This is a genomic window from Acinetobacter nosocomialis, from assembly GCF_041021905.1.
In the GTDB taxonomy this organism is placed as follows: Bacteria; Pseudomonadota; Gammaproteobacteria; order Pseudomonadales; family Moraxellaceae; genus Acinetobacter; species Acinetobacter nosocomialis.
Window position 1 is genome coordinate 3,344,343 of record NZ_CP157432.1, and the last position, 23,038, is coordinate 3,367,380.

The window sequence follows — 23,038 nt, forward strand, 5'->3', positions numbered from 1 at the left end:
TAAACTTATGAGCAAATCGGTGTTAGAAACTTACGATCCTAAAGAAGAACTTTTTAATGCCTATAGCCATGGTGCTGGCGTTGTTATGGCCGTGATTGCATCTATCCTTTTAATTATAAAAGGTTCTTATCTTTCCACCGCACAGTGGGTAGGTTTGTGGGTATATTCATTTAGCCTCATTCTCGTTTTTACCAGTTCGACTCTCTATCATTTTGCCCAGACCCAAAACTTACGTTACTGGTATAAGAAACTCGACCACACTGCTATTTATTATTTAATTGCTGGGACATATACCCCGTTCTTGAGTATTGCGATACCTACACAAAAAGCTCATATTCTGCTTATTGCACTCTGGAGCATTGCTGCAATTGGTACACTTTTCAAGTTAGTTTTTATTCATCGTTTTCAGAAAATCTCTTTGCTCGCTTATGTTCTTATGGGGTGGCTTGCCGTTTTTGTAATGGATGATATGCGTATCTATTTAAGTAAAGATGCTTTGATGTTATTGATTACTGGAGGTTTAGCTTACACCGTTGGAGCATTGTTTTACGCGTTAAAAAAGGTAAGATATACCCATGCGATATGGCATATTTTTGTACTTTTAGGTGCAGGTGCACACTTTCTTGCAATCTATTGGTACGTTGTTTAATCCATTTTTCACTCATATTCAGTGATCCTGAAAGAGTCATGGAAGATGTTCTTTCACACTATTCTTTGAAGAAAAATATGCCTTTAAAGAGAATAGTAAACTAAAAATAAATTTTAACTGATATAAGGACTTATATGGAGTCAACCTCTGCGACAGCTGCTCCTGTAGTAGCCACCAATTCAAAAACACGGGTTTTGTTTGCAAGCTTAGTCGGTACAACCATTGAGTTCTTCGACTTTTATATCTATGCAACTGCTGCCGTGATTATCTTTCCACATCTGTTTTTCCCTGCTAGCAGTGGCAGTGCCGCAGTCTTACAGTCACTAGCAACCTTTGCGATTGCCTTTATTGCCCGCCCTATTGGTGCAGCGCTATTTGGCCATTTAGGGGATCGAATCGGCCGTAAAGCAACCCTAGTGGCAGCCTTGCTTACTATGGGTATATCAACAGTATGTATTGGTTTACTTCCGACTTATGCCCAAATCGGGATCGTCGCGCCCTTACTGTTAGCAGTTTGCCGTCTAGGACAAGGTTTAGGTCTAGGAGGCGAATGGAGTGGTGCTGTACTACTTGCCACTGAAAATGCTCCAGAAGGTAAGCGTGCATGGTATGGCATGTTCCCACAGCTTGGCGCACCTATTGGTTTTATTTTAGCAACGGGTTCATTCTTACTTTTAAGTGCAGCTATTCCTGAACAAGCATTCATGCAATGGGGCTGGCGTATTCCATTTATTGCCAGTGCAATTTTGGTTATTGTTGGTTTATATATCCGTTTAAAACTCCATGAAACTCCAGCTTTCCAGAAAGTTTTAGATAAGCAAAAAGAAGTTAATATTCCATTTAAAGAAGTTGTCACGAAACACACTGGAAAGCTTATTCTCGGCACAATTGCCGCAATTTGTACTTTCGTGGTGTTTTATTTGACCACAGTGTTTGCACTTAACTGGGGAACGACAAAACTGGGATATGCACGTGGTGAGTTTTTAGAACTTCAACTTTTTGCCACACTTTGTTTTGCAGCCTTCATACCTTTATCTGCTATTTTTGCAGAAAAATTTGGACGTAAAGCAACTTCAGTTGGTGTATGTATCGCTGCTGCGATCTTCGGATTATTCTTCTCTAGCATGTTAGAGTCTGGAAATACTCTTATCGTTTTTCTTTTCTTATGCACTGGCCTATCAATTATGGGTTTGACCTATGGCCCGATTGGTACGGTTCTTTCTGAGATTTTCCCAACTTCAGTTCGTTATACAGGTTCAGCATTAACCTTTAACTTAGCTGGTATTTTTGGTGCATCTTTTGCGCCATTAATTGCCACAAAACTTGCTGAAACTTATGGTTTGTATGCTGTAGGTTATTATCTTACAGCGGCATCACTTTTATCATTGGTTGCCTTTTTACTTATTCGTGAAACCAAGAATGAAGATGTGAATAATCAGATTTAAGTATTTTCAAACACCCTAACATAAAAAAGCCGGTTCAAAATTGACCGGCTTTTTTATATATAAAAATTAATTCATTGATGCAGGGTTTGCTGGTGCAACACTGTTTGTCGCTGCAGGAGCAGTTACATTACTTGCCGCCACAGCTGCTGCGCCCGCAACTGCTGCTTCACCAATTAATGCAATTTTTGCTTTTTCTTGGCTTTTTGCAGATAGAGCTGGGTTCGTTGCCACAATACGGTTAATGTTTGCAGAGTTTGCTGGAGCAATCGCAGCAGTTTGTAAAATGATTGGGCGATTACCTGTGTTACCCAATGTATAACGAATACCTGTACGAGGGCTAATTACCGTCGTATTCTCTTGTTTCACTACAGCCTGAGCCGAAGTTGGGCCTTTTGCCGCAAGAACCTTATCAACCGTTGTGGTTTGAGGTGCTGAAGCTGTTTCTGCTGCGAAAACAAAACTTGGTACAGCAAGAACAGTTAAAAATAAAGGTTGTAATACTTTTTTCATTGTCTTTCCAACATACACTCTGGATGAGAAGTAAATAGCATTTAATACTTAAAACTGCAAACATTATTCACAGGCTTACTACAAATGAAAAAAAAGCAGAACGATTGTTCTGCTTTTTTTATCATGAAAATTAAATTTTGCCGTGACACTGTTTATATTTTAAACCAGAACCACATGGACATGGTGCATTACGACTTTCTGGTACTGGGAACATTTGTTGTTCACCAGCCAGCTCATTGAGTACTTCTTGAGAGGCAGTCACTTCACCTGTTAAGCCATCTACATCGTCATGTTCAAAAGAAAGCTTCATCGACTCAGCTTGTTGCTGCTGTTGAGCTTCCATTTCTGCAAGTTCTTCTGGTGTTGGAATATGTACACGAGACAAATCAGTCACAACATCAGTTTTAATGACGCCTAACATGTTCACAAACAGGTTAAACGCTTCTTTTTTGTATTCCTGCTCAGGGTTCTTTTGCGCGTAGCCACGTAAGTGAATACCTTGGCGCAAATAATCCATTGCAGCTAAATGATCTTTCCAGTGGCGATCAAGAGAGTTTAGAACGAAATGACGCTCAAGCATTGCTGCTGACTCATCACCCATTTGCGCACGGCGTTGACGATAACGTTCGAGCACTTCATCGCTAATACGCTCAACCAGACCTTCTTCATCAAGACGGCGGTCTTGTTCTAACCATTCCTGAACCGGAAGTTCAATACCTAAATCAATACGTAAAGCATTTTCTAGACCTTCAATATCCCATTGGTCATGAATTGACTCAGGTGGAATAAAGTTGGCAATCATGGCTTGCATGACTTCACGATGCATCTCTTCAACGTAATCTTGTAAAGTATTTTCAGCTAACACTTCATCACGTTGTGAATAAATGATCTTACGTTGTTCATTATTCACATCATCGTATTTCAATAAGTTCTTACGGATATCAAAGTTACGTGCTTCAACTTTACGCTGAGCATTTTCGATAGAGCGACTTACCATTTTGTGTTCAATCGCTTCATTTTCTTGTAAGCCCATTGCACGCATCATGGCAACAACACGGTCACCTGCGAAAATACGCATGAGGTCATCTTCAAGAGATAAATAGAAACGAGAAACACCAGGGTCACCTTGACGGCCCGCACGACCACGCAACTGATTGTCAATACGACGTGATTCATGGCGTTCAGAACCAATAATGTGCAAACCACCTGCTTGCAATACATCTTCGTGGTCCTGCTCCCACTGTGCTTTTAGACGTGCTTCATCTTCTGCTGTTGGGTTTTCAAGCTTGGCAAGCTTGGCTTTCCAGTTACCACCCAAGATAATATCTGTACCACGACCAGCCATATTGGTTGCAATTGTTACTGCATTCGGGCTACCCGCCTGAGCAATAATGTCTGCTTCACGTTCGTGCTGTTTAGCGTTCAACACTTCATGGTGAATACCAGCTTGCATCAATTTAGAAGATAGAATTTCACTGGCTTCAATGGTTGCCGTACCAATTAGAATCGGTGCAACACCTTGCTCACGAATATTCATAATTTCTTGAATAATCGCATTATATTTGCCGTTACGGTTTAAATAGATTAAATCGTTTTGGTCATTACGAATCATTGGACGATGTGTCGGAATAATAACAACATCAAGACCATAAATTTCCTTCATTTCCGCAGCTTCAGTATCAGCAGTACCTGTCATACCTGAAAGCTTTTTATAAAGACGGAAATAGTTCTGGAATGTAGTTGTCGCTAAGGTCTGATTTTCAGGCTGAATTTCCAAACCTTCTTTTGCTTCAACTGCTTGGTGCAGACCCTCTGACCAACGACGACCCGGCATTGTACGGCCAGTATGCTCATCAACAATGATGACTTCACCATCATGAATAATATAATGAACGTCACGTTGGAATAAGAAATGCGCACGAATAGCTGCAGATACATGGTGAACAAGGTTTAGGTTTGTTGCCGAATATAAGCTTTCGCCTTCAGCCAACAAGCCCATTTGAATAAGTTCTTGCTCTACAGTTTCATAACCGATTTCAGTCATTTCAACTGAACGTTGCTTTTCATCAATCCAGAAATGCCCACCATCCGCAACTTTTTCTTCTTTTTGCGGGCGTAGTTTTGGTGGAATTGTATTGATTGCCGTATAGAGATGTGAAGAGTCTTCACTTTGACCAGAAATAATTAATGGGGTACGCGCTTCATCAATTAAGATTGAGTCAACTTCATCGATAATGGCATAGTGCAAACCACGTTGTTTCTTTTCTGCTAAAGAAAACACCATGTTGTCACGTAAATAGTCAAAACCAAATTCGTTATTGGTACCATAAGTAATGTCAGCAAGATAAGCCGCTGCTTTTTCTGACGGTTCTTGCATTGAATAAATTGTACCAATGCTTAAACCTAAAAACTCAAATAATGGACGGTTTAACTCAGCGTCACGCTGTGCCAAGTAATCGTTCACGGTAATCACATGAACGCCTTCGCCACTTAATGCGTTTAAGTAACACGCCAAAGTACCCATAAGGGTTTTACCTTCACCGGTACGCATTTCGGCAATTTTGCCTTCGTGGAGAGTAATACCACCAATCAATTGCACATCGTAGTGACGCATGCCCATCACACGTTTTGCTGCCTCACGACAAACTGCAAACGCTTCAGGGAGTAACTTATCTAAACTTTCGCCATTGTTATAACGTTGTTTGAATTCTGGAGTTTTTGCAGATAAGTCTGCATCGCTTAAAGCTGATATCGTCGGCTCGAGCGCATTGATTTGCTCAACAATTTTGCGCATGCGTTTGAGTTCACGCTCATTTTTTGTACCGAAGATACCTCCGATCAGACTTGCCAACATGGATAAACTCTCTAAATCTTGCTTGGTCAAATGAATAAATTTTTTCTCAGTCGTTTATTATGGTGTCAGAAATTTGAAGTACAAGGGGTTTGCACAAAACCCATAAAAAAAATCTGATAGTTAGATAAACGGTTTTACCCTTTATCTAAGCCCCTTTAATGCATCTGGCACCTGAAACTCAACATTAACGCTTATCTATTGAACACAACTTCCGAGAAATCTAATTTAGCAAATTTATCTTAAAGTTACATTGATTCAGGCCATAAATTAACGAGTTTTAGTCATATATATTTACACTTATATAAAAATTTCATAATAAAATACAAAAACAATAATTTTAATAATAAATAAATTGCGGCATAGTCATTTCAACATATAACAAATTTTAAGCAACTGAGGAAAGATCATGACATTGCGATTAGGAGACACTGCCCCTGATTTTCAACAAGAATCAAGCGAAGGCACAATTAGTTTTTATGATTTTTTAGGTAATAGTTGGGGTATTTTATTCTCGCATCCCGCTGACTATACCCCTGTATGTACAACAGAATTAGGCTATACAGCGAAATTAAAAGATGAATTTGAAAAACGTAATGTTAAAGCGATTGCCCTATCTGTAGATGACGTTGAGTCGCATAAAGGCTGGATTAATGACATTAATGAAACTCAAAATACTACTGTTAATTTTCCAATTATTGCCGACAAAGACCGCAAAGTATCTGAGCTCTATGGTTTTATTCATCCAAATGCTAGTGAAACGCTTACAGTTCGCTCTTTAGTCATTATTGATCCAAACAAAAAAGTTCGTTTAATTATTACTTACCCTGCTTCGACTGGTCGTAACTTCAACGAAGTCTTACGCGTTGTTGACTCATTACAATTAACCGACAAGCATAAAGTAGCTACTCCAGCGAACTGGCAACAAGGCGAAGATGTTGTGATTGTTCCTTCTTTAAAAGATGAAGAAGAAATTAAACAACGTTTCCCTAAAGGCTATACTGCGGTGAAACCTTACTTGCGCCTCACACCACAGCCTGAAAGCAATAAAACCGACTAAAGGTTTTATTGCTTGCAAGGCAAGCAAAGCGCGTAGGCAAACACTTGAAAAGTTGGCTACAAGACAAACGCAGTGCGTAGGCAAGCATCTGAAAGGTTCCCTGCAAGATAAGCGAAGCGCGTAGGCAAACATTTGAAAATTTGACTATAAGACAAACGCAGTGCGTAGGCAAGCATCTGAAAGGTTCCCTGCAAAACAAGCGAAGCGCATAGGTAGACATTTGAAAAGTTGCCTAAAAAACCAATAAAGCGCGTAATCAATAATAAGAAAAAGCAAAGAAAACTAACTAAAGCTCATAAACGAATGTTTCCATCTCCAAGCCATCTCACCCGATGGCTTTTTTTTGCATTATTGAATACACATGGTTTTTACTGTCGAGATCAGTTATAACTCCCAAGGAGTTTGTGCAAAAAACAAAAAACATGATCCATAAAATTCACCATTTGAAATGCGGCAGTATGTGTCCTGTCTGCGCACCTTTATTTGGGCAGAAAGGCTGGAAAGCTGACGTTGTATGCCATTGTCTTTTGGTAGAAACTGATCGAGGCCTTGTGCTCATTGATACCGGATTTGGTCTGCAAGACTATTTACACATGCAACAGCGCCTTGGCTCTTTAGTCAAACGTTTGGGGAAAATTGAGCCGAATCTTGAATTCAGTGCGATCCAGCAAATACAAAAATTAGGATTTCATCCTAACGATGTACAACACATCTTTGTGACTCACCTCGACTTTGACCATGCAGGTGGCATTTCGGATTTTCCTCATGCCACAGTTCATGTGTTAGCCGCTGAATATAATGCTGCACAATTGCCTAATTTTAAAGGTAAGCTTCGTTATAGAACCAATCAATATAATCATCATCGATACTGGAATTTTGTTGAATATCAGCAGGGTGAAAAATGGTTTAATCTTGAAAAAGTCAAAGGTTTCCCGTTATTCCAAGACGAAATTTTAATGGTGCCATTATTAGGCCATTCCGCAGGACATTGTGGTATTGCCATCAAACAGCAAAATCAGTGGTTATTGTTCTGCGGAGATGCTTACTACTCACACCTAGAGTTAAATCCTAAAAATAAATTAAGATCGCTGACCCTTCTGGAAAAAACATTTGCAGAAGACAATGAAAAGCGTCTTGTTAACCTGAAAAAAATACAGCATTTGGCTCAACATGAGCCAACGATTGAAATTATTTGTGCCCATGATCCTCATGAGCTTCGACGGTATCAAACATGAAAAAACTCTCCCTCATTGCTTTTGTTCTGTGTTTAAACCTACAAGGATGTATGCAACATGAAAGCATTGCACATGAGCATAGACCCAAAGATTGGGGAACTTTAGTTTCTCAAACCCATAATTTCTATCAAGTGAGTAATGATGTTTTTCGTAGCGAACAACCAAATGCAGCAATGATTCCCGAGTTAAAGCACCATCAAATTGGAACTATTATTAATTTAAGAGCTAAAGACTCAGATGAATTAGTATTTAAAAATGAAAATTTTAATCTTGTTCACATTCCTATCGACACATGGGCTATTAACAGACAAGATCTATTAGAAGTCATGCAGCAAATTAAAATTGCCAAACAAAATCACCAACGTGTTTTATTACACTGTTACCATGGTTCAGACCGTACCGGTGCTAGCGTTGCAATGTACCGAATTATTTTTGAAGATTGGACAATTGATGATGCTGTTAAAGAAATGAAACAAGGTGGGTATGGTTATCATATTATTTGGAAAAATATTGACCGTTTATTCACCCCTGAAAATGTAAAATGGATTCAACAACAATTGTCGAATCCATCTAAACTAGATCTTGAATAAACTTATGATCAGATTAGCGCTGATCTAATGGCACCCAATCAATCACCCAAGCTGACTTCATGTTTAAACTGGAGTCAGAGGTAATTTTCTTACGAGCTGCATCTGCAGTATCACGGTCTTTTGCTGGTCCAACCATAATACGAATACCTTTACTGGTTGGGCTTGTCGTGACCTTATAACCTTTAGCGCGTAGTTTAGAAACAACAGCATCTGCATTTGCCTGATTAGCAGCCAATGCAACCTGTACCATCCATTTCTTATCGCCATTTTCAAGCAATTCACGCGCTTTCTCAGCTTCAGCTTTTTTCTCTGCTTCAGCTTTATGTTTAGCTTCTGCTGTTTTCTTTTCTGCTTCAGTATGTTTCTTAGCTTCAGCTTTCTTTTCCGCCTCAGCTTGATGTTTAGCTTCTTCAGCCTTTTTCTCAGCTTCAGCCTTATGCTTTTTAGCCTCAGCAGCTTTCTTTTCTGCCTCTGCTTGTTTCTTAGCTTCTGCTGCTTTTTTATCAGCTTCGGCCTGACGCTTTGCCTCAGCGGCTTTTTTGTCGGCTTCTGCTTGTTTCTTCGCTTCAGCAGCTTTTTTATCTGCATCTGCTTTAGCTGTATCTACTGGCTTTTTTGTATCAGTCTGCTGTCCTTTTGCCTTACCCTCACCACCTGCAACTTCAGGAGGGATATTATCTGAACTTTCCTGCGCAGCAGCACGGCGTGCATTAATCGCAGCATATTCTGCAGCAGCTTTACGCGCTGCATCTGCTTCTGCTTGTTGTTGCATTGCCAAGAACTGAGCAGCACGAGCTTCTTGTTCCGCGACTGCTTTTTCACGGGAACGGCGTTGTTCTTCAAGAAGACGTTTCTCTGTTTCCACATCTACTGCAAGCGGCTGTAGCTGTACCATCTGCCCTTCTTGTGCGGATGGCTTTGGTTTAGCTTGTGGCTTCGGTGATGTAGAGGTTTGTGGTTCAGCGCCCACATGTTTTATTTCTTCATTTCCTTTTAGAAGTAATGCTGCCAATAAAACACCACCACCTAATAAAACAACGCCACCCATCCAGCGTTGTTTGTTATTCATTGACATTCTTCCAAATACTCCCAAATCGCTTCTAAAGTATGAAACGAACCACAGGCTAAAATCAGCTGATTGTTATTTGTCTGCTCAAGCGCTGATTTAAAAGCCTCTTTGATATTGCTAAATTGTTGTATTGTCTGGCCTTGTAGGGCGTCATTCAATTGCTGAATCGGTGCAGCACGCGGCACATTCAACTCAGCAATTTTCCAATGTAAAACAGTAGGTTTCAATAAATCGACTACTGATTTTATATCTTTATCTGCCAGCATTGAAAATACTGCGACAACTTCTGTGTACTGTTTATTGTATTCTAAGAAATTTCGCAATTGCTTTAACAAAAATTCAACACCATGTGGATTGTGTCCAGCATCGAAAATTATGGTTTTTCCATTGACTTGACGCACTTCAAAGCGTCCTGCCAAGCGAGCATTTTCAATGCCCTTCTCTAGCGCCGATTGTGAGATTTCAAGTCCGCTATTTAATACAGCAGCAACTGCTCCTGCAATATTTTCAATTGCAAGTGATCCTAGTGGCAGTTTTAAAGTAGTTCCTTCACTTGCAAAATACCAGTGTTTCCCATCATTTGCGAGTTTATAGAAATAGTCTCTGTTAATCGCATATAGTGTCGCTTTTGAACTATTGGCTTTATCTTGAATGGCTTGAGGTAAAACTTGCTCACCTGCAAAAATGACTGGAATATCAGGACGAATGATACCTGCTTTTTCAAAAGCAATTTTCTCGATGGTATCGCCTAACCAGTCAGTGTGGTCAAGACCAATATTGGTGATCACAGCAATATTAGGGTCAATGACATTGACGACATCCAGACGTCCGCCTAAACCGACTTCAAGCACCCATACATCGCATTGTTGCTGTTTAAAAATGACAAAAGCAGCCAAAGTGGTTGCTTCAAAAAACGATAAGCTTAAATCGCAATCGCGACGAGCCTGATCAACTTGTACAAAAGCATCAATCAGGCTTTGATCATCAACCTCGACTCCACCTAATTTGACTCGTTCGTTAAAACGATAGATATGCGGCGATTGATACAACCCAACTTTATAACCTTGTGCTTTTAATATAGACGCAAGTGTTGTTGTAGTTGAACCTTTCCCGTTTGTTCCGGCAACAGTGAAAACTTTAGCAGTGGGTTTTGTCACTCCTAATTTTTCTGCTATGGGAATAACACGTTCCAGACCAAGATCGATCCCTGTAACGTGAACATGGCTCCAATAATTGAGCCATGTATCTAAAGAGTCTGTTGAAAGTGGAGCTTGTTGTTTCAAGGTAAGTTCATCAATTTCGATACAAGTCGAGATACAGTATCACGTAAAGCATGACGATGAACAATCTGATCGATTACACCATGATCAAGCAAATATTCAGCACGTTGGAACGGTTCTTCCAATGTTTCACGTACAGTTTGCTCAATTACACGTTTACCAGCAAAGCCGATCATTGCTTTAGGTTCTGCAATATGGATATCGCCCAACATTGCTAAAGAAGCAGTTACACCACCATAAACTGGGTGTGTTAACACTACGATATAAGGTAAACCTGCATCTTTTAATTTTTGAATTGCAGCAGAAGTACGCGCCATTTGCATAAGTGACAACATACCTTCTTGCATGCGTGCACCACCAGAAGCTGCAAAGCAGATTAAAGGTTGGCGTTTTTCAATTGCAAGCTCAGCCGCCTTAACAAAACGGTCACCTACTACAGTACCCATTGAGCCACCCATAAAGTCGAACTCAAAAGCACATGCAATCATGTCTACGCCATTTAAGTTTCCTTGCATAGCGATGAGGGCTTCCGTTTCACCAGTTTTAGTTTGCGCTTCACGCATACGTTCTGGATACGGTTTGCTATCGACAAACTTTAAAGGATCTTTCGCGCTAAATTCTTGACCTAATTCAGCTACAACATTGTCGAAGAACCAGTTTAAGCGATCACGAGCTTTCATTTTTAAGTGTTCGTCACACTGTGGACATACATACGCATTGAAAGATATAGCTGTACGTGTCACTAAAGCATGACATTCAGGGCACTCAATAGTCGGCTCAGTAAATGTTGCTTTGAGAGTCTGTTGCTCATCTGCAACTTCAATACCTGGAACTGGACGCTGTGTCCATGGCGTCGAAGGGCTAAGAACTTTCCCTGATTTCACTTCTTGATTCATACTAACTCATCGAGCGCTGCTCGAAGCTCCTTGACTTTATTCACCGTCTGTTCAACAGCTTCATCAGCTGTTAACGTTGCAAAAGATTTAACGAAAGCACTACCTACAATCACGGCATCTGCAACGCTACCCATCGCTTTCGCTGATGCAGCATCACTAATTCCGAAACCAACGCCAACAGGAACGTTAGTTATACTTTTGATTTTTTCAATACGCGCAGCCGCTTCAGAAGTATCTAAAGTCGCTGCACCTGTTACACCCTTAAGTGAAACATAGTAGATAAAACCGCTTGCCTGATTTGCTACGTGTTGAATACGTTGATCAGTTGAAGTTGGTGCAAGTAAGAAGATTTGGTCCATATCATGCTGTTTTAAGATCGCACCAAATTCTTTTGACTCTTCTGGTGGTAAATCCACAAGTAATAAGCCATCTACACCACATTGTTTCGCATAAGAAACAAACTTCTCATAACCAATCACTTCAACAGGATTGAGATAACCCATCAAAACAACAGGTGTTTCCTGATCCTGTTCACGAAACTCTTTTACCATGTTCAATGCATCTAAGGTGTTCGTCCCTGCCGCAAGCGCGCGTTCCGCAGCAAGCGCAATAACCGGACCATCAGCCATCGGGTCTGAAAATGGTAAACCAAGCTCAAGAACGTCTACTCCTGCCGCAACCATTTTATGAAGTAACGGAACTGTTACTTGTGGCTGTGGATCACCCGCCATGACATAAGATACAAGCGCTTTACGTTGTTGGGACTGCAGCTTTTCAAAACGGGTGGCAAGACGTGACATAGGGTTGTGCTTTCCTTGAATTATTTAAAATTGAGGAGTTGTTTGTAGAAATACAAGAACACCGCATTTTAACGCTATTTTTTGCTCATTGAACAGGCCTAACGTTATGGCGATATTCGATTGTATGATTCATACAACCCATGGCGTACATTTATCAATATTTTGAAACTTTTCTCAATGATCAAAGCTTCCTATTTTTGAGCCATTATTCGTTTGCAATATGAATAAAAAATCATCAAAAAATCTATTTCTCTGTATTTTTATGGGTGAGTTGCAATTGCTTTTTACGAGTTAACAATGTTTGCCCTGTTAAATTTTTATGTGCCCTTGCAAGTGCAGACTGATCGGAATAACCCAACTGGTCAGCAATCGCAGTAAGACTTTCATTTTGACTTAACAATATCTCGCAGCGCTTCATACGCTCAGTATCTAAAATTAATTTAAATGAAGTGTTTAATGCCTGTAGTTGACGCTGCAAGCTTCGTACTGAAACATTAAGTTCGATGGCAATATCTTCTATTTTTGGAGCCTGCTGCTTATGCTTTAAATATTCTTGTACGATCCAATGTATTTGCTGAACTAAATCGGTATGTATTTTCCGTTGAACCAAAGCTTCTTCAGCTTGTTTTACTAAAAGCTGCACTAAAGTCGGGTCTGCATGCTGGGGGCGAACATTTAAACTTTCACTTGCAAAAGTTAATGCATAGTACGGTCGGTCAAATGACAATTTGCACTGAAAGAAGCGTTGATAAAGAACCAATGGCCCCCGAGGTCGGTGTACAAATTCGACATGTTGTAAAAGAAAATCATGTAAGGGAGCAATCTCTTTAGCAAGCTGTACCATTGCGGCTAAGGTTAACTCACTAAGCACAATATTACTGTCATCAACCAAAGGCCAATACAAGCGAATTTTGGAAGCATCTTGCTCGATTTGTATGGGTACAACTTGCTCCCCATCTATTACTAGGCGATGAAATTTAGCAATATATTTAACCACTTGACCTAAGGTATCACTTCTGGAGGCCATATAACCCAGCACGCCAAAATTGGCTGGTGTAATACAGGCTGCCATTTCTAAAGCTAAATTGGACACTTGTAATTGAGATTCGGTCAGTTCTAAAAGCTCAGTAAAAAGATGTAAGGAGGACTGAGCATCAATAGAGGCAGATAAAATATTTTGTATTTGCCGAGTTTGAGTGTCATTTAAATTGAGTGACTGCCATGCTATTCCCTTTTCTTTTAAATACGTATTCCAAAGATAAAAGTATCCATTTGAGATCGTAAACTCTTGCATGGCGTTTCCTTTTTTTACTGCCATCTTGTCGCAAACTGTATAAAAATTGGCGATAACTGTCAAAACAAAGCCGACCATTCACGACATACTAATGAAAAGCTTAGTTGCGAGAAATACAAAGATGAACGCACATGTTTCTTATCAGGTCGAGCCAGTGGTTCGCAAAGATCTAGATTTTCATTTAAACGAAGCACCACGCTTTTGGTTTAATAACGATCCTTTTTTGACTCGCATGTTTGATGCACTCAGCTTAACCTTTCCCGACGGAGAGCGTTACTTCATTGAATGTGTGCGAATGTTCCGTGACAAAATTGATAACCCGGAACTACAAAAGCGAGTTGCAGATTTTATTAAACAAGAAGCTCAACATGGTATTGCCCATGACAAAATGAATCAGCTCATGAAAGAACAAGGTATGCCTGTGGATGAGTTCACAAGCACACTTAAAAAAATTTTCCGTTTTGAGCTCACCAAACGTTCACCACAATACAATATTGCAATGACAGCCGCGGCTGAACATTTAACAGCATTAATGGCAGAAACCTTTTATAGCAATAAAAAAACCTTGGAAAATGCTCATCCTTACGTTCGCGCATTATTTGCATGGCATGCTATCGAAGAAATGGAGCATCGTGATGTGGCATTTGATGTCATGAGACAGGTGGGTGAAGTTCCAGAGTCAACCCGTCGCTTTGTACTTGTTTTAACAACTGTACTCATGTTTGGTTTTACCCTCTATAGAACCAACATCATGTTGAAATGTGATGGGTTTAGCCCTAAAGAAAGGTTATCGATGACACTCAAAGGTTTACCTTGGTTCTTTGGGAAAAATGGCACATTAACGGCTATGAAAAAACAATATCTGGACTGGTTTAAAAAAGATTTTCACCCAAGCCAACATCCAGTTATTCGTCAGTATCCTGTTTGGATTGAAACTTTAGAAAAAACAAATGACCCAATCGCAGCGGGTGAAGCATTTTGGCAAGCAGGTTTATAACCTGCTTGTTACCATTTTGCATAATGTTGTTCTAATAGTCCGTATTGCTCATTGCAAGTGATTGTATCAATTGCCTCATGTTCAATACTGCCGCTAATTTTAGCTTGCCACTGATTGAACTGACTTCCAATCATCCTTAGATTAATGTTTTCGTATCGACACCAACCAATATGGACGTGCAGATTAAGCTTTTGATCTAAAGAGCTAATTTTCCATGTCTCATCATTTATTTTTTCAAATAAAACATCTGTAAGTGGAAATAAAACGCCATTCACCCATAAACAGTTTTCATTACCAAAACTTTCATTAACCCCAGAAGCCAAATTCAACCCAATACGTCGACCCTGCTCATCCCAAAAATTACATGAAAGCCAAAACCACGCTGTTTCAGGACGTAAAAAACCACAGGTATCATCTAAGGATGCAAATGTCTTTTCATCAAATTGCACAAGTTGTTTTTGTTTACTCATGAACATACCTTCAACAGCCAAAGTGGTCTGCTTTTGGGTATAGGTCCAACCATTGATACCTGTTGGGGTACACAAACTTAAAATATCTGTTCCAGCACAAAAAATACGGGCACTCAGGCAAATTTCCCCATATTTAGTCACCCGAATATATCGCACACCATTAGCATGTTGAATATCTATTTGATAAGGCGATTTAGAAAAATAACTTTGATTAAATAATGGCTGCTCATCAAGATGAGTTTTATGACCTAAAGGTTGAATAGCGTTCCACTCAATGACTTGTCCTGTTTCATGATCAAAAATATAGAAAAAACCATGTCCAACCCAACCAATATCTGCAATGGCTAGACCAATACTGTAGTGTTTATGCTGAATGCCACAGAATTTAAATTTTTTATACTTTAATTGCTTACGCCAGCCCTTTAAAACCTTACCATAAGGCGTTTTATAGATATAACGTTGTACATGAATAGTCGACGGTACAGATTCAAAACGCCCATAACGAGGCTGTCCATTTTCTTGAATTAAATCCATTATTTATTATCCGTTGATTTCCTGTTCATCTATTGACTAATAATAGACTGATCACTGACCAGTTGGCTACTTATCTGTTTTGATCTTCAAATGACTTTTATTTAGCCATAAAAAAAGAGCATATTGATATGCTCTTTTTTGTGATATTCACTTAAATCTATATACGATAACTTAAACTCTTTGAGGGTCTATTTCAGTAGCTATGACCCACTCCATCAACAAAATCAAATTCAACTCTCGATTTAAGTGTAATTCAATTTCTAAAAGTTAAGCATCATCGTCACTTGCCTGTTCTGGCTCTGATTCTTGCTCGTTACTGTCCTGATTTTCCAATTTTTTCTCAGCGATTTTTGCTGCTTCATAGCCAGCAAAAGCACCAGCTGCTTTTTCTAGAAAACCTGCATCTGGATCTAATTTATCGACGCCTTGTTCCGCGATAATTGCACCAGCAATTTTACCTACTTCATCTAGAAGACCCATTTTGATTACTCCAAAGAGCTTATGTTGAGCTTCTAGTCTAAGCAGATGAATTGTAAATAGTGGTACAAAAAAGTTGCGATTTGAGCGAGCTATACATGAGATCAGCAACTTTTTATATTTTATTTTTGCCTTTAAGCTTTTTTTAAGAACAGTTAAAGAAGTAAATAAGTATTTTCCCAACGTGTTGGATTGAACTCACCTTGCACTAACTGTATATAACGACCCGCAATATGGTCAATAGGAATACAATCATCAATATCCACTACACGGTCAGTGTGTGGTTTATGCCACTCTTGATCTATAAACTGTTTACCTAATTGTTTTGCACTTACCGCATCAGGTGCAACAACCAAATGATAACTATGCAACTCACCAAAAGCTTGGGGTGTATATCCCCCCAGATTAATCAAATATAACTTTAGATCTGAAGCTGATGGGGCTGCATCGGTAAACTGGATTTGATAGTTCTGCCCTTGACAGCTAACTCCTGAAAGCTTGGCCCAAGCATCGATATGCAACCCTTGAGCCTCACCAAACCAAGCCTGTTTAAGTTGAGGGTAAACTTCTTCTAAAGTATCCCCTACGGCCATAACGATGTCATGGACTTCTGTATTGGCACGCGCATGACGGCCACCCAACATTACCATAAACAAACTTGGCATTTTTTTCCTCTTACATCTCAACCATTTCTACGCCATCAATGCGTGCAACTGTCATTAAATCTTTATCGCCACGGCCTGAAACAGTCGCAATAATAATCTGATCTTTAGACATGGTTGGTGCAAGCTTAGATACATATGCCATAGCATGTGAGCTTTCAAGCGCAGGAATAATCCCTTCAATTTTGGTTAAGTCACGGAAACCTTGCAGCGCCTCAGTATCATTAATTGGCACGTATTCAACGCGCTTCATATCTTTTAAGAAGCTATGTTCAGGACCCACACCCGGATAGTCCAAACCTGCCGAGATACTATGTGTCTCGATAATTTGGCCTTGTGCATCACTCATGAGGTAAGTACGGTTACCATGCAATACGCCCACATGACCTGCATTTAAAGGCGCGGAGTGTTTACCAGTTTCAATACCGAAGCCAGCAGCCTCAACACCATACATTTTCACATTGGCATCGTTTAAGAACGGATAGAACAAGCCCATTGCATTTGAACCACCACCTACACATGCAACTAATGCATCTGGTAAGCGACCTGCTTGCTCCAAAATCTGTTTACGTGCTTCACGGCCAATAATCGACTGGAAATCACGAACGAGTTGAGGATAAGGATGCGGACCTGCAACTGTACCAATGACATAGTAAGTCGTATCAACGTTAGTTACCCAGTCACGCATTGCTTCATTCATGGCATCTTTAAGCGTTTTAGAGCCACTTTGTACAGGTACAACTGTTGCACCCAGCAAACGCATACGGTAAACGTTCATGGCTTGACGTTTAACGTCTTCAGCACCCATATACACAACACACTCAAGACCTAAACGTGCCGCAATTGTTGCTGTTGCAACGCCATGCTGGCCTGCACCTGTCTCGGCAATAATACGTTTTTTACCAGAAAGCTTTGCAAGTAGTGCTTGACCAATCGTGTTGTTTACCTTATGTGAGCCTGTATGGTTCAAGTCTTCACGTTTAAGGTAAATTTGTGCACCACCTAACTCTTTTGACCATCGCTCAGCATAATAAAGTGGACTAGGACGACCTACATAGTAGGCGAGGTCACGGTCGAATTCTGCCAGAAACTGTTCATCATTTTTCATGCGGGAATAGAGATTTTCTAAATCTTCTAATGCCGCCATTAAAGTTTCTGACACAAAACGTCCGCCATGGATACCGAAATGCCCATTTGCATCTGGGAATTGGGTATAGTCAATCACATTATTTTGCTGATCCACGTTGGACTCCTTGCATAAATCTTTCAATGAGTTGTTGGTCTTTTATACCTTTTGCGGACTCTACGCCTCCGCTCACATCTACTGCAAAAGCACCGGTAGTATGAATAGCGTCAATGACATTGTCAGGGGTTAAACCACCTGCCAAAATTAATGGAATATCAAGTTTTGGGAATTTAGACCAGTCAAACTGATGTCCTGTGCCCCCTTTAAGCTCAGGATGCCATGCATCGAGCAATACAGCACTGGCACCAGCTGCCTGATATTTTTGAATTTCAGCAACTACATCCAGATCAGGTTTAACCTGAATTGCTTTATACCAACGACGTTTACAATGGCGAGCGATGTCTTGGCATTGTTCTGGAGTTTCATCGCCATGTAGTTGTAATACATCTAGGGGAACACAATCAAGTACATCCTGAATTTCAGTGGCACTTGCATTAACAAACAAACCAACCATTTGTACATAAGGTGGAATAAGTTTTGCCAATTCTTCTGCCTGTTCAACTGTTACGTTTCTTGGACTTGGCGGAAAAAAAACAAAACCTATCGCATCTGCTCCAGCTGTGACCACTGCTTGAACATCTTGCTTACGAGTAATTCCACAAATTTTTGCTCGAGTACGTTTTTGGTTTGATGGGCTCATGATCTGCCTAAACTACAACCATTTTTTAAAATAAGCGTCATTGTAATGCAATTTTAGTCCCTTGCGTAAAAGTTCTCCGGGAATTGCTCGAAATGACATTGTAGGAAGCAATTCAGCACTTTATACTGCGTTCAAATGGAAGCAAGTGTAAGCAATTGATGCTTTAGGGAAGCTGGTGAAAATCCGGCACTGCCCCCGCAACGGTAACAATGTAAAGCATATTTTTTAAGTCGAGATCGACTTACACCACTGCAGTGATGTGGGAAGGTGAATATGTCCATAAATGAATTATGGCGCTGAAGTCCGGAGACCTGCTTGTTTCATTATCTACCCGATCATTCACGTGGGGTGAATGTATGGAGCATGTTATGTCTAAGTCTTTTCAACCTACTCGTCTGGTAGGGGCTATCGCTATTGCGATGGGGTGTTCACCTATTATTTTTGCTGAAGATACAACTACCGCAACTCAGCTCGATCCAATTGTAGTGACTGCTTCAAAAAGCGCAGAAAAAGCGAGTGAAGTTCCGGCGCGCATTTCAGTGATTGATGAAAAAACCATTGAGCAGAATCCATTATTAAACGTTTCAGATATTATTCAACGTGACCCATCCATCTATGTAAAACAAAGCGGTGGTCTAGGTCAGATTTCTGAAATTTCGCTTCGTGGTACTAAATCAGTTCATACATTGGTTCTTAAAGATGGCGCTCGTTTAAATAGTCAAAATGAACTTGGTCCACTATATCCCGCATTTTTAGATACAACAGATGTTCAACAAATTGAAATATTAAAAGGTCCAGCATCAGTTCAGTATGGAAGTGATGCTATTGGCGGTGTAGTTCAGTTAATTTCTAAAAAACCTGAGAAAACAGGTGCTGAGCTAACGGGTATTTATGGTGAAAATAATACCTATAAGACTATTGTTAATGCCAATCTTGTAAGTGATCAAGGTTTCTATGCACAACTAGGTGGTCAGCGCTTAGAAAGTGATGGAACACGTATTTTTGAAAGCCAACCAGAAAATGAAAAGGCTGGATATGATCAAAAAGGTTATCACGCTAAAGTGGGCTTCTTTCAAGAAAACTTAATAGATGCTTCTGCTTCAATTAGTGAAAATAAAGGCACTAATATTTTCAGTAATGATTACATAACCAACACAGCACAGCGTCTATTCGAAAATCGAGTTATCAACACAAAAGTTGCTTATAATATTTTGCCTGATCTCATCATTAATGCACACTATGCAAATGTCCAAGATAAACAAAATGTTCCTGCTTACGACTCATATTACAATACTGAAAACAATGAAAGCGATCTAAACCTGAAATGGAAATTTACTCCAAATCAGAACATTTTGGTTGGTGCAACATATAATGATGCAAATTATAAAAGTAATACCATTCTTAACTCAGATAAGAGTGTAAATAGCACGGGATATTATTTACAGCATCAACTAAAGAATGATCTTTTTGACACCCAAGTTGGCGTTCGTTTAGAAGATAACCAGCGCTTTGGTACTCATACTGTTGGACAAGGTGCTATCCGTTATCACTTCTTACCTAATGCTAGTGTATATGCAAATATCGGTAGTGCTTTCAGGGCTCCGACCTTGAATGAACTATATTCACAATGGGGTGGTAATGAAAACTTAGCGCCAGAAAAAAGTACTTCTTATGAAATGGGTGTGAACTATGATCTTACTTCCAATGTGAGTACTAATTTTTCTGTTTATCATACAAAAATTAAAGATCTTATTGCCTACAATGCAGGCACGAATACAAATATAGCTAAGGCGAACTTTATTGGTGGCGAAGCTGGAATAAAGTGGCATCAAGATGATCTGTTCTTATCTACTGAATATGCTTACGTAAAAACAGAAAATGAAAAAGACAATACAGAAATTGCTTATCGACCTCGCCAGACTCTCACTGTAAGCACTGGTCTAGAAAATGCAGTGTATGGAATTAGTGCTTCGTTAATCGCTAGAGCTAAATCTTATGCAGATTCTGCAAACTCTATGCGAGTACCAGGTTATGCAACAGTAGACTTAAATGCTTATTGGAATGTTATTCCTAACGTAAAATTATTTACCAATATTCAAAACGTAGGTGATGTTCAATATCGTGAAGTATTAAATACATATCCTTCAAATGACTGGTATGTTAATACAGGCCGCCAAGCTTCTGTTGGCGTAACTTTCCGCTATTAATTTTTCACCCTCATTATAAAAATATTTTCTTAACTCCAGTTTCGGGGTAATGTTCTGACCGACATTATCCCCTTTTTTATGTTCAGGATATCCATCATGGGACACCGTTTAAGCAAAATCTATACACGCAAAGGCGATTCAGGTACCACAGGTTTAGGCGATGGCTCTCGTGTTGCCAAAGATGATTTACGAATTGCGGCACTTGGTGATGTCGATGAATTGAACGCCATTATTGGTGTACTGCGTGCACAAATCACAGCCAGCCAAGTGACTAATAAAGCAGATTGGGACAAAAGCCTGAGCTTGATCCAACATTGGCTTTTCGATTTAGGCGGCGAAGTTTGTATTCCCAATTACAATTTGCTTCAGCCCATTTGTATTGAATTTCTGGAAAAAGAAATTGATCGTATGAATGAAGATTTGCCTATGCTGAAAGAGTTTATTCTGCCATCTGGCTCTTTATCTTGCAGTTACGCTCATCAAGCGCGTGCTGTTTGCCGTCGTGCAGAACGATCACTTATGTCGGTACAGACTCGTGACCAAAATATTCAAGCCACAGCACTCCAACTTTTAAACCGCCTATCTGACTGGTTATTTGTCGCATCTCGTGCTTTACAACGTGCAGAAGGTGGACAAGAAGTGCTTTGGCAAAAAAATATTAATGAGATTATTTAAAAATAGACTAATTTAAGTATGGTCTCTACTTTTGAAGAGGCCATAATCAACAATAACTGAATAGAAGAAAATTATGCGCATTATTGGTCATCGTGGTGCACGCCGAGAAGCTCCTGAAAATACTTTAGGTGGTTTTCAGCACATAAAAAATTTAGGTATTCGTGGTGTCGAATTTGATATTCGCCAGCTTCAGGACCAAGAACTGGTCGTTATTCATGATGATAATTTTTTACGTACAGCTGGAGTCGACCAAATTGTTGAGCAATCTACTTTGGCTCAAGCTTTATCATTTGATCATCGACAAAACTGGCCCAATTGGCCAAATTCAGAGCCAACCCCTACTCTTACAGGCGTTTTAAATTTACTTGATAACTTTGATCATATTGAAGTTGAGGTTAAAGCTGTCAGAGATATGGCATTTGCAGAAAAGTTAGTTCAAAAGCTTGAGTCTGAATTACAGGGGTATGAAAAAGTCGTGACTATTACAAGTTTCGATCTTCAAATTCTAACTGCCTTACGTGATATCAACTCTCAATTTAAACGCGGTTTGTTAGTTGAACTTCCGGTTGGAGCTACAGCGATTGAACTCGCTCATCAATTTGGTTGCTGTCATATTGGTTGGTATGACCAGCTTGCTACAGATGAAATGATTCAATTGTCTCACCAAGCAGGTTTAAACATTAGTGTATGGACAGTAAATGATGTAGAAAGAGCGAAGAAGCTCCGTGATTTAGATATTCAGGGCTTAATTACAGATATTCCTACAACAATGCTCGAAACACTTTAAATGAAAAAAGGTGGTATTAACCACCTTTTATTTTTTCTCGGCCTGAATCAGGCGTTGTCCATTCTGATCAAGTAAATATAGGGTATTACCTACCAACTGGAAGCGTTGAATACGTTGTAAGGAATCAACTAGTTCTGCTTCTTGTGCCAAAGCACCATCACAACTTGAATGTCCCGCATTAACTTCCATATCAAGTTTCTTTTGGTTGAAATCAAAAGTGTATCGTCCAAAAATACGGTTACATCCGGTATGGCCGGTTATAGTTTTGACTGCTGAGTTCAGTGAAAGAGTCGGCCATTGGTTAAAGAATTTTGCCTTATGACCATTAATCTGAGTGATTTGCCAATCAATATCTTGAACACCTTCCGGGCTCACTTTCTTTTTAACTACCGGAGTTTGTGCATGGTGTATGGGTTTTACATGGCCTTTTTGAACATTTTGTTGCGGCGCGCTTTGACATGCTGCCAATACAAGGCTGATTGCGATGAAAAGACATTTCAATGGCAATTTTCCTGCAATATCAATGCTATTCTTTTTTCTCAATCGCTGTATTTTCATTACACAACTTCTCCTATCTGAAATGTTGCCAAGCATGGTTTAATTCTGTTACGGTTCTTTCGATACATCTGTACAATAATGTTAGTGATTCTCACTATGCACGTGC

22 protein-coding genes and 1 riboswitch are annotated in these 23,038 nt (G+C 39.7%); of the genes, 9 read left to right on the forward strand and 13 right to left on the reverse strand.

The genetic code is table 11. From position 1 onward, the window contains the following. The first annotated feature begins 7 nt into the window (after positions 1–7). Both ABLC00_RS15535 and ABLC00_RS15540 read left to right on the forward strand, forming a co-directional pair. Positions 8–649 carry a hemolysin III family protein gene (locus ABLC00_RS15535; protein ID WP_017394135.1) on the forward strand — a complete coding sequence of 214 codons (642 nt, stop codon included), beginning with the start codon at positions 8–10 and terminating at the stop codon, positions 647–649. A gap of 134 nt (positions 650–783) precedes the next feature. Next, positions 784–2,094, forward strand: coding sequence for an MFS transporter (locus tag ABLC00_RS15540; protein WP_004712018.1), 1,311 nt, complete (start codon positions 784–786; stop codon positions 2,092–2,094). Between the two features lie 66 nt (positions 2,095–2,160). On the opposite strand, the gene ABLC00_RS15545 is transcribed toward ABLC00_RS15540, so the two are convergent. Beyond that, positions 2,161–2,604 (reverse strand): hypothetical protein, encoded by a 444-nt coding sequence (locus ABLC00_RS15545; protein WP_002051244.1) that lies wholly within the window; start codon positions 2,602–2,604, stop codon positions 2,161–2,163. A 130-nt stretch (positions 2,605–2,734) separates the two neighbouring features. After that, a complete protein-coding gene (secA, locus tag ABLC00_RS15550) occupies positions 2,735–5,458 on the reverse strand; it encodes a preprotein translocase subunit SecA (protein WP_004885321.1) in 2,724 nt (907 codons plus the stop codon). A 406-nt stretch (positions 5,459–5,864) separates the two neighbouring features. On the opposite strand from secA, the gene ABLC00_RS15555 reads away from it, so the two are divergent. The 3 genes from ABLC00_RS15555 to ABLC00_RS15565 all read left to right on the forward strand — a co-directional run bounded on the left by ABLC00_RS15555 (position 5,865) and on the right by ABLC00_RS15565 (position 8,340). Then, positions 5,865–6,515, forward strand: a complete 651-nt coding sequence (locus ABLC00_RS15555; protein WP_004885320.1) for a peroxiredoxin — start codon at positions 5,865–5,867, stop codon at positions 6,513–6,515. A 422-nt stretch (positions 6,516–6,937) separates the two neighbouring features. Further along, positions 6,938–7,750, forward strand: coding sequence for an MBL fold metallo-hydrolase (locus ABLC00_RS15560; RefSeq protein WP_185140063.1), 813 nt, complete (start codon positions 6,938–6,940; stop codon positions 7,748–7,750). Then, entirely contained in the window at positions 7,747–8,340 is a 594-nt protein-coding gene (locus ABLC00_RS15565; protein WP_033846596.1) for a dual specificity protein phosphatase family protein, read from the forward strand. Before ABLC00_RS15560 ends, ABLC00_RS15565 begins: the two co-directional genes overlap by 4 nt. Before the next feature lie 13 nt (positions 8,341–8,353). On the opposite strand, the gene ABLC00_RS15570 is transcribed toward ABLC00_RS15565, so the two are convergent. The 5 genes from ABLC00_RS15570 to ABLC00_RS15590 all read right to left on the reverse strand — a co-directional run bounded on the left by ABLC00_RS15570 (position 8,354) and on the right by ABLC00_RS15590 (position 13,679). Continuing rightward, a complete protein-coding gene (locus ABLC00_RS15570; RefSeq protein WP_009503673.1) occupies positions 8,354–9,415 on the reverse strand; it encodes an SPOR domain-containing protein in 1,062 nt (353 codons plus the stop codon). Beyond that, positions 9,406–10,692: a bifunctional tetrahydrofolate synthase/dihydrofolate synthase gene (gene folC / locus ABLC00_RS15575; RefSeq protein ID WP_004885316.1), complete on the reverse strand. Its 1,287-nt coding sequence runs from the start codon at positions 10,690–10,692 to the stop codon at positions 9,406–9,408. The genes ABLC00_RS15570 and folC overlap by 10 nt, the downstream gene beginning before the upstream one ends. Next, positions 10,689–11,585, reverse strand: a complete 897-nt coding sequence (gene accD, locus ABLC00_RS15580; protein WP_002051365.1) for an acetyl-CoA carboxylase, carboxyltransferase subunit beta — start codon at positions 11,583–11,585, stop codon at positions 10,689–10,691. Before accD ends, folC begins: the two co-directional genes overlap by 4 nt. Then, positions 11,582–12,385 (reverse strand): tryptophan synthase subunit alpha, encoded by an 804-nt coding sequence (trpA, locus tag ABLC00_RS15585; RefSeq protein WP_002051145.1) that lies wholly within the window; start codon positions 12,383–12,385, stop codon positions 11,582–11,584. Before trpA ends, accD begins: the two co-directional genes overlap by 4 nt. Before the next feature lie 244 nt (positions 12,386–12,629). Further along, positions 12,630–13,679 carry an AraC family transcriptional regulator gene (locus tag ABLC00_RS15590; protein WP_004885315.1) on the reverse strand — a complete coding sequence of 350 codons (1,050 nt, stop codon included), beginning with the start codon at positions 13,677–13,679 and terminating at the stop codon, positions 12,630–12,632. 121 nt (positions 13,680–13,800) lie between these two features. Here ABLC00_RS15590 and ABLC00_RS15595 point away from each other — a divergent pair, with 121 nt between their 5' ends. Then, positions 13,801–14,676, forward strand: a complete 876-nt coding sequence (locus ABLC00_RS15595; RefSeq protein WP_004885314.1) for a metal-dependent hydrolase — start codon at positions 13,801–13,803, stop codon at positions 14,674–14,676. A gap of 8 nt (positions 14,677–14,684) precedes the next feature. Here ABLC00_RS15595 and ABLC00_RS15600 read toward each other — a convergent pair whose 3' ends face one another. The 5 genes from ABLC00_RS15600 to ABLC00_RS15620 all read right to left on the reverse strand — a co-directional run bounded on the left by ABLC00_RS15600 (position 14,685) and on the right by ABLC00_RS15620 (position 18,705). After that, a complete protein-coding gene (locus ABLC00_RS15600; RefSeq protein WP_004885312.1) occupies positions 14,685–15,680 on the reverse strand; it encodes a DUF2804 domain-containing protein in 996 nt (331 codons plus the stop codon). A 267-nt stretch (positions 15,681–15,947) separates the two neighbouring features. Next, positions 15,948–16,160, reverse strand: coding sequence for a hypothetical protein (locus ABLC00_RS15605; RefSeq protein WP_002051387.1), 213 nt, complete (start codon positions 16,158–16,160; stop codon positions 15,948–15,950). A gap of 152 nt (positions 16,161–16,312) precedes the next feature. Further along, the gene (locus ABLC00_RS15610) at positions 16,313–16,822 is read right to left on the reverse strand and encodes a DUF1543 domain-containing protein (protein WP_033854194.1); all 510 of its coding nucleotides are present in this window, start codon (positions 16,820–16,822) and stop codon (positions 16,313–16,315) included. A gap of 10 nt (positions 16,823–16,832) precedes the next feature. Continuing rightward, the gene (gene trpB, locus ABLC00_RS15615; RefSeq protein ID WP_004711992.1) at positions 16,833–18,062 is read right to left on the reverse strand and encodes a tryptophan synthase subunit beta; all 1,230 of its coding nucleotides are present in this window, start codon (positions 18,060–18,062) and stop codon (positions 16,833–16,835) included. Beyond that, positions 18,046–18,705, reverse strand: coding sequence for a phosphoribosylanthranilate isomerase (locus tag ABLC00_RS15620; RefSeq protein ID WP_004711989.1), 660 nt, complete (start codon positions 18,703–18,705; stop codon positions 18,046–18,048). Before ABLC00_RS15620 ends, trpB begins: the two co-directional genes overlap by 17 nt. A 126-nt stretch (positions 18,706–18,831) precedes the next feature. Next, a riboswitch (cobalamin riboswitch) is annotated at positions 18,832–19,039 on the forward strand. Between the two features lie 22 nt (positions 19,040–19,061). On the opposite strand from ABLC00_RS15620, the gene ABLC00_RS15625 reads away from it, so the two are divergent. The 3 genes from ABLC00_RS15625 (at position 19,062) to ABLC00_RS15635 (ending at position 22,374) form a co-directional block, all read left to right on the forward strand. Next, entirely contained in the window at positions 19,062–20,912 is a 1,851-nt protein-coding gene (locus ABLC00_RS15625) for a TonB-dependent siderophore receptor (RefSeq protein WP_009503662.1), read from the forward strand. A gap of 96 nt (positions 20,913–21,008) precedes the next feature. Continuing rightward, entirely contained in the window at positions 21,009–21,587 is a 579-nt protein-coding gene (locus tag ABLC00_RS15630) for a cob(I)yrinic acid a,c-diamide adenosyltransferase (RefSeq protein WP_348941031.1), read from the forward strand. A gap of 73 nt (positions 21,588–21,660) precedes the next feature. Beyond that, the gene (locus ABLC00_RS15635) at positions 21,661–22,374 is read left to right on the forward strand and encodes a glycerophosphodiester phosphodiesterase (RefSeq protein WP_004885303.1); all 714 of its coding nucleotides are present in this window, start codon (positions 21,661–21,663) and stop codon (positions 22,372–22,374) included. Positions 22,375–22,401: 27 nt separating this feature from the next. On the opposite strand, the gene ABLC00_RS15640 is transcribed toward ABLC00_RS15635, so the two are convergent. Continuing rightward, positions 22,402–22,932: an META domain-containing protein gene (locus ABLC00_RS15640; RefSeq protein WP_004885301.1), complete on the reverse strand. Its 531-nt coding sequence runs from the start codon at positions 22,930–22,932 to the stop codon at positions 22,402–22,404. Positions 22,933–23,038: the final 106 nt, after the last annotated feature.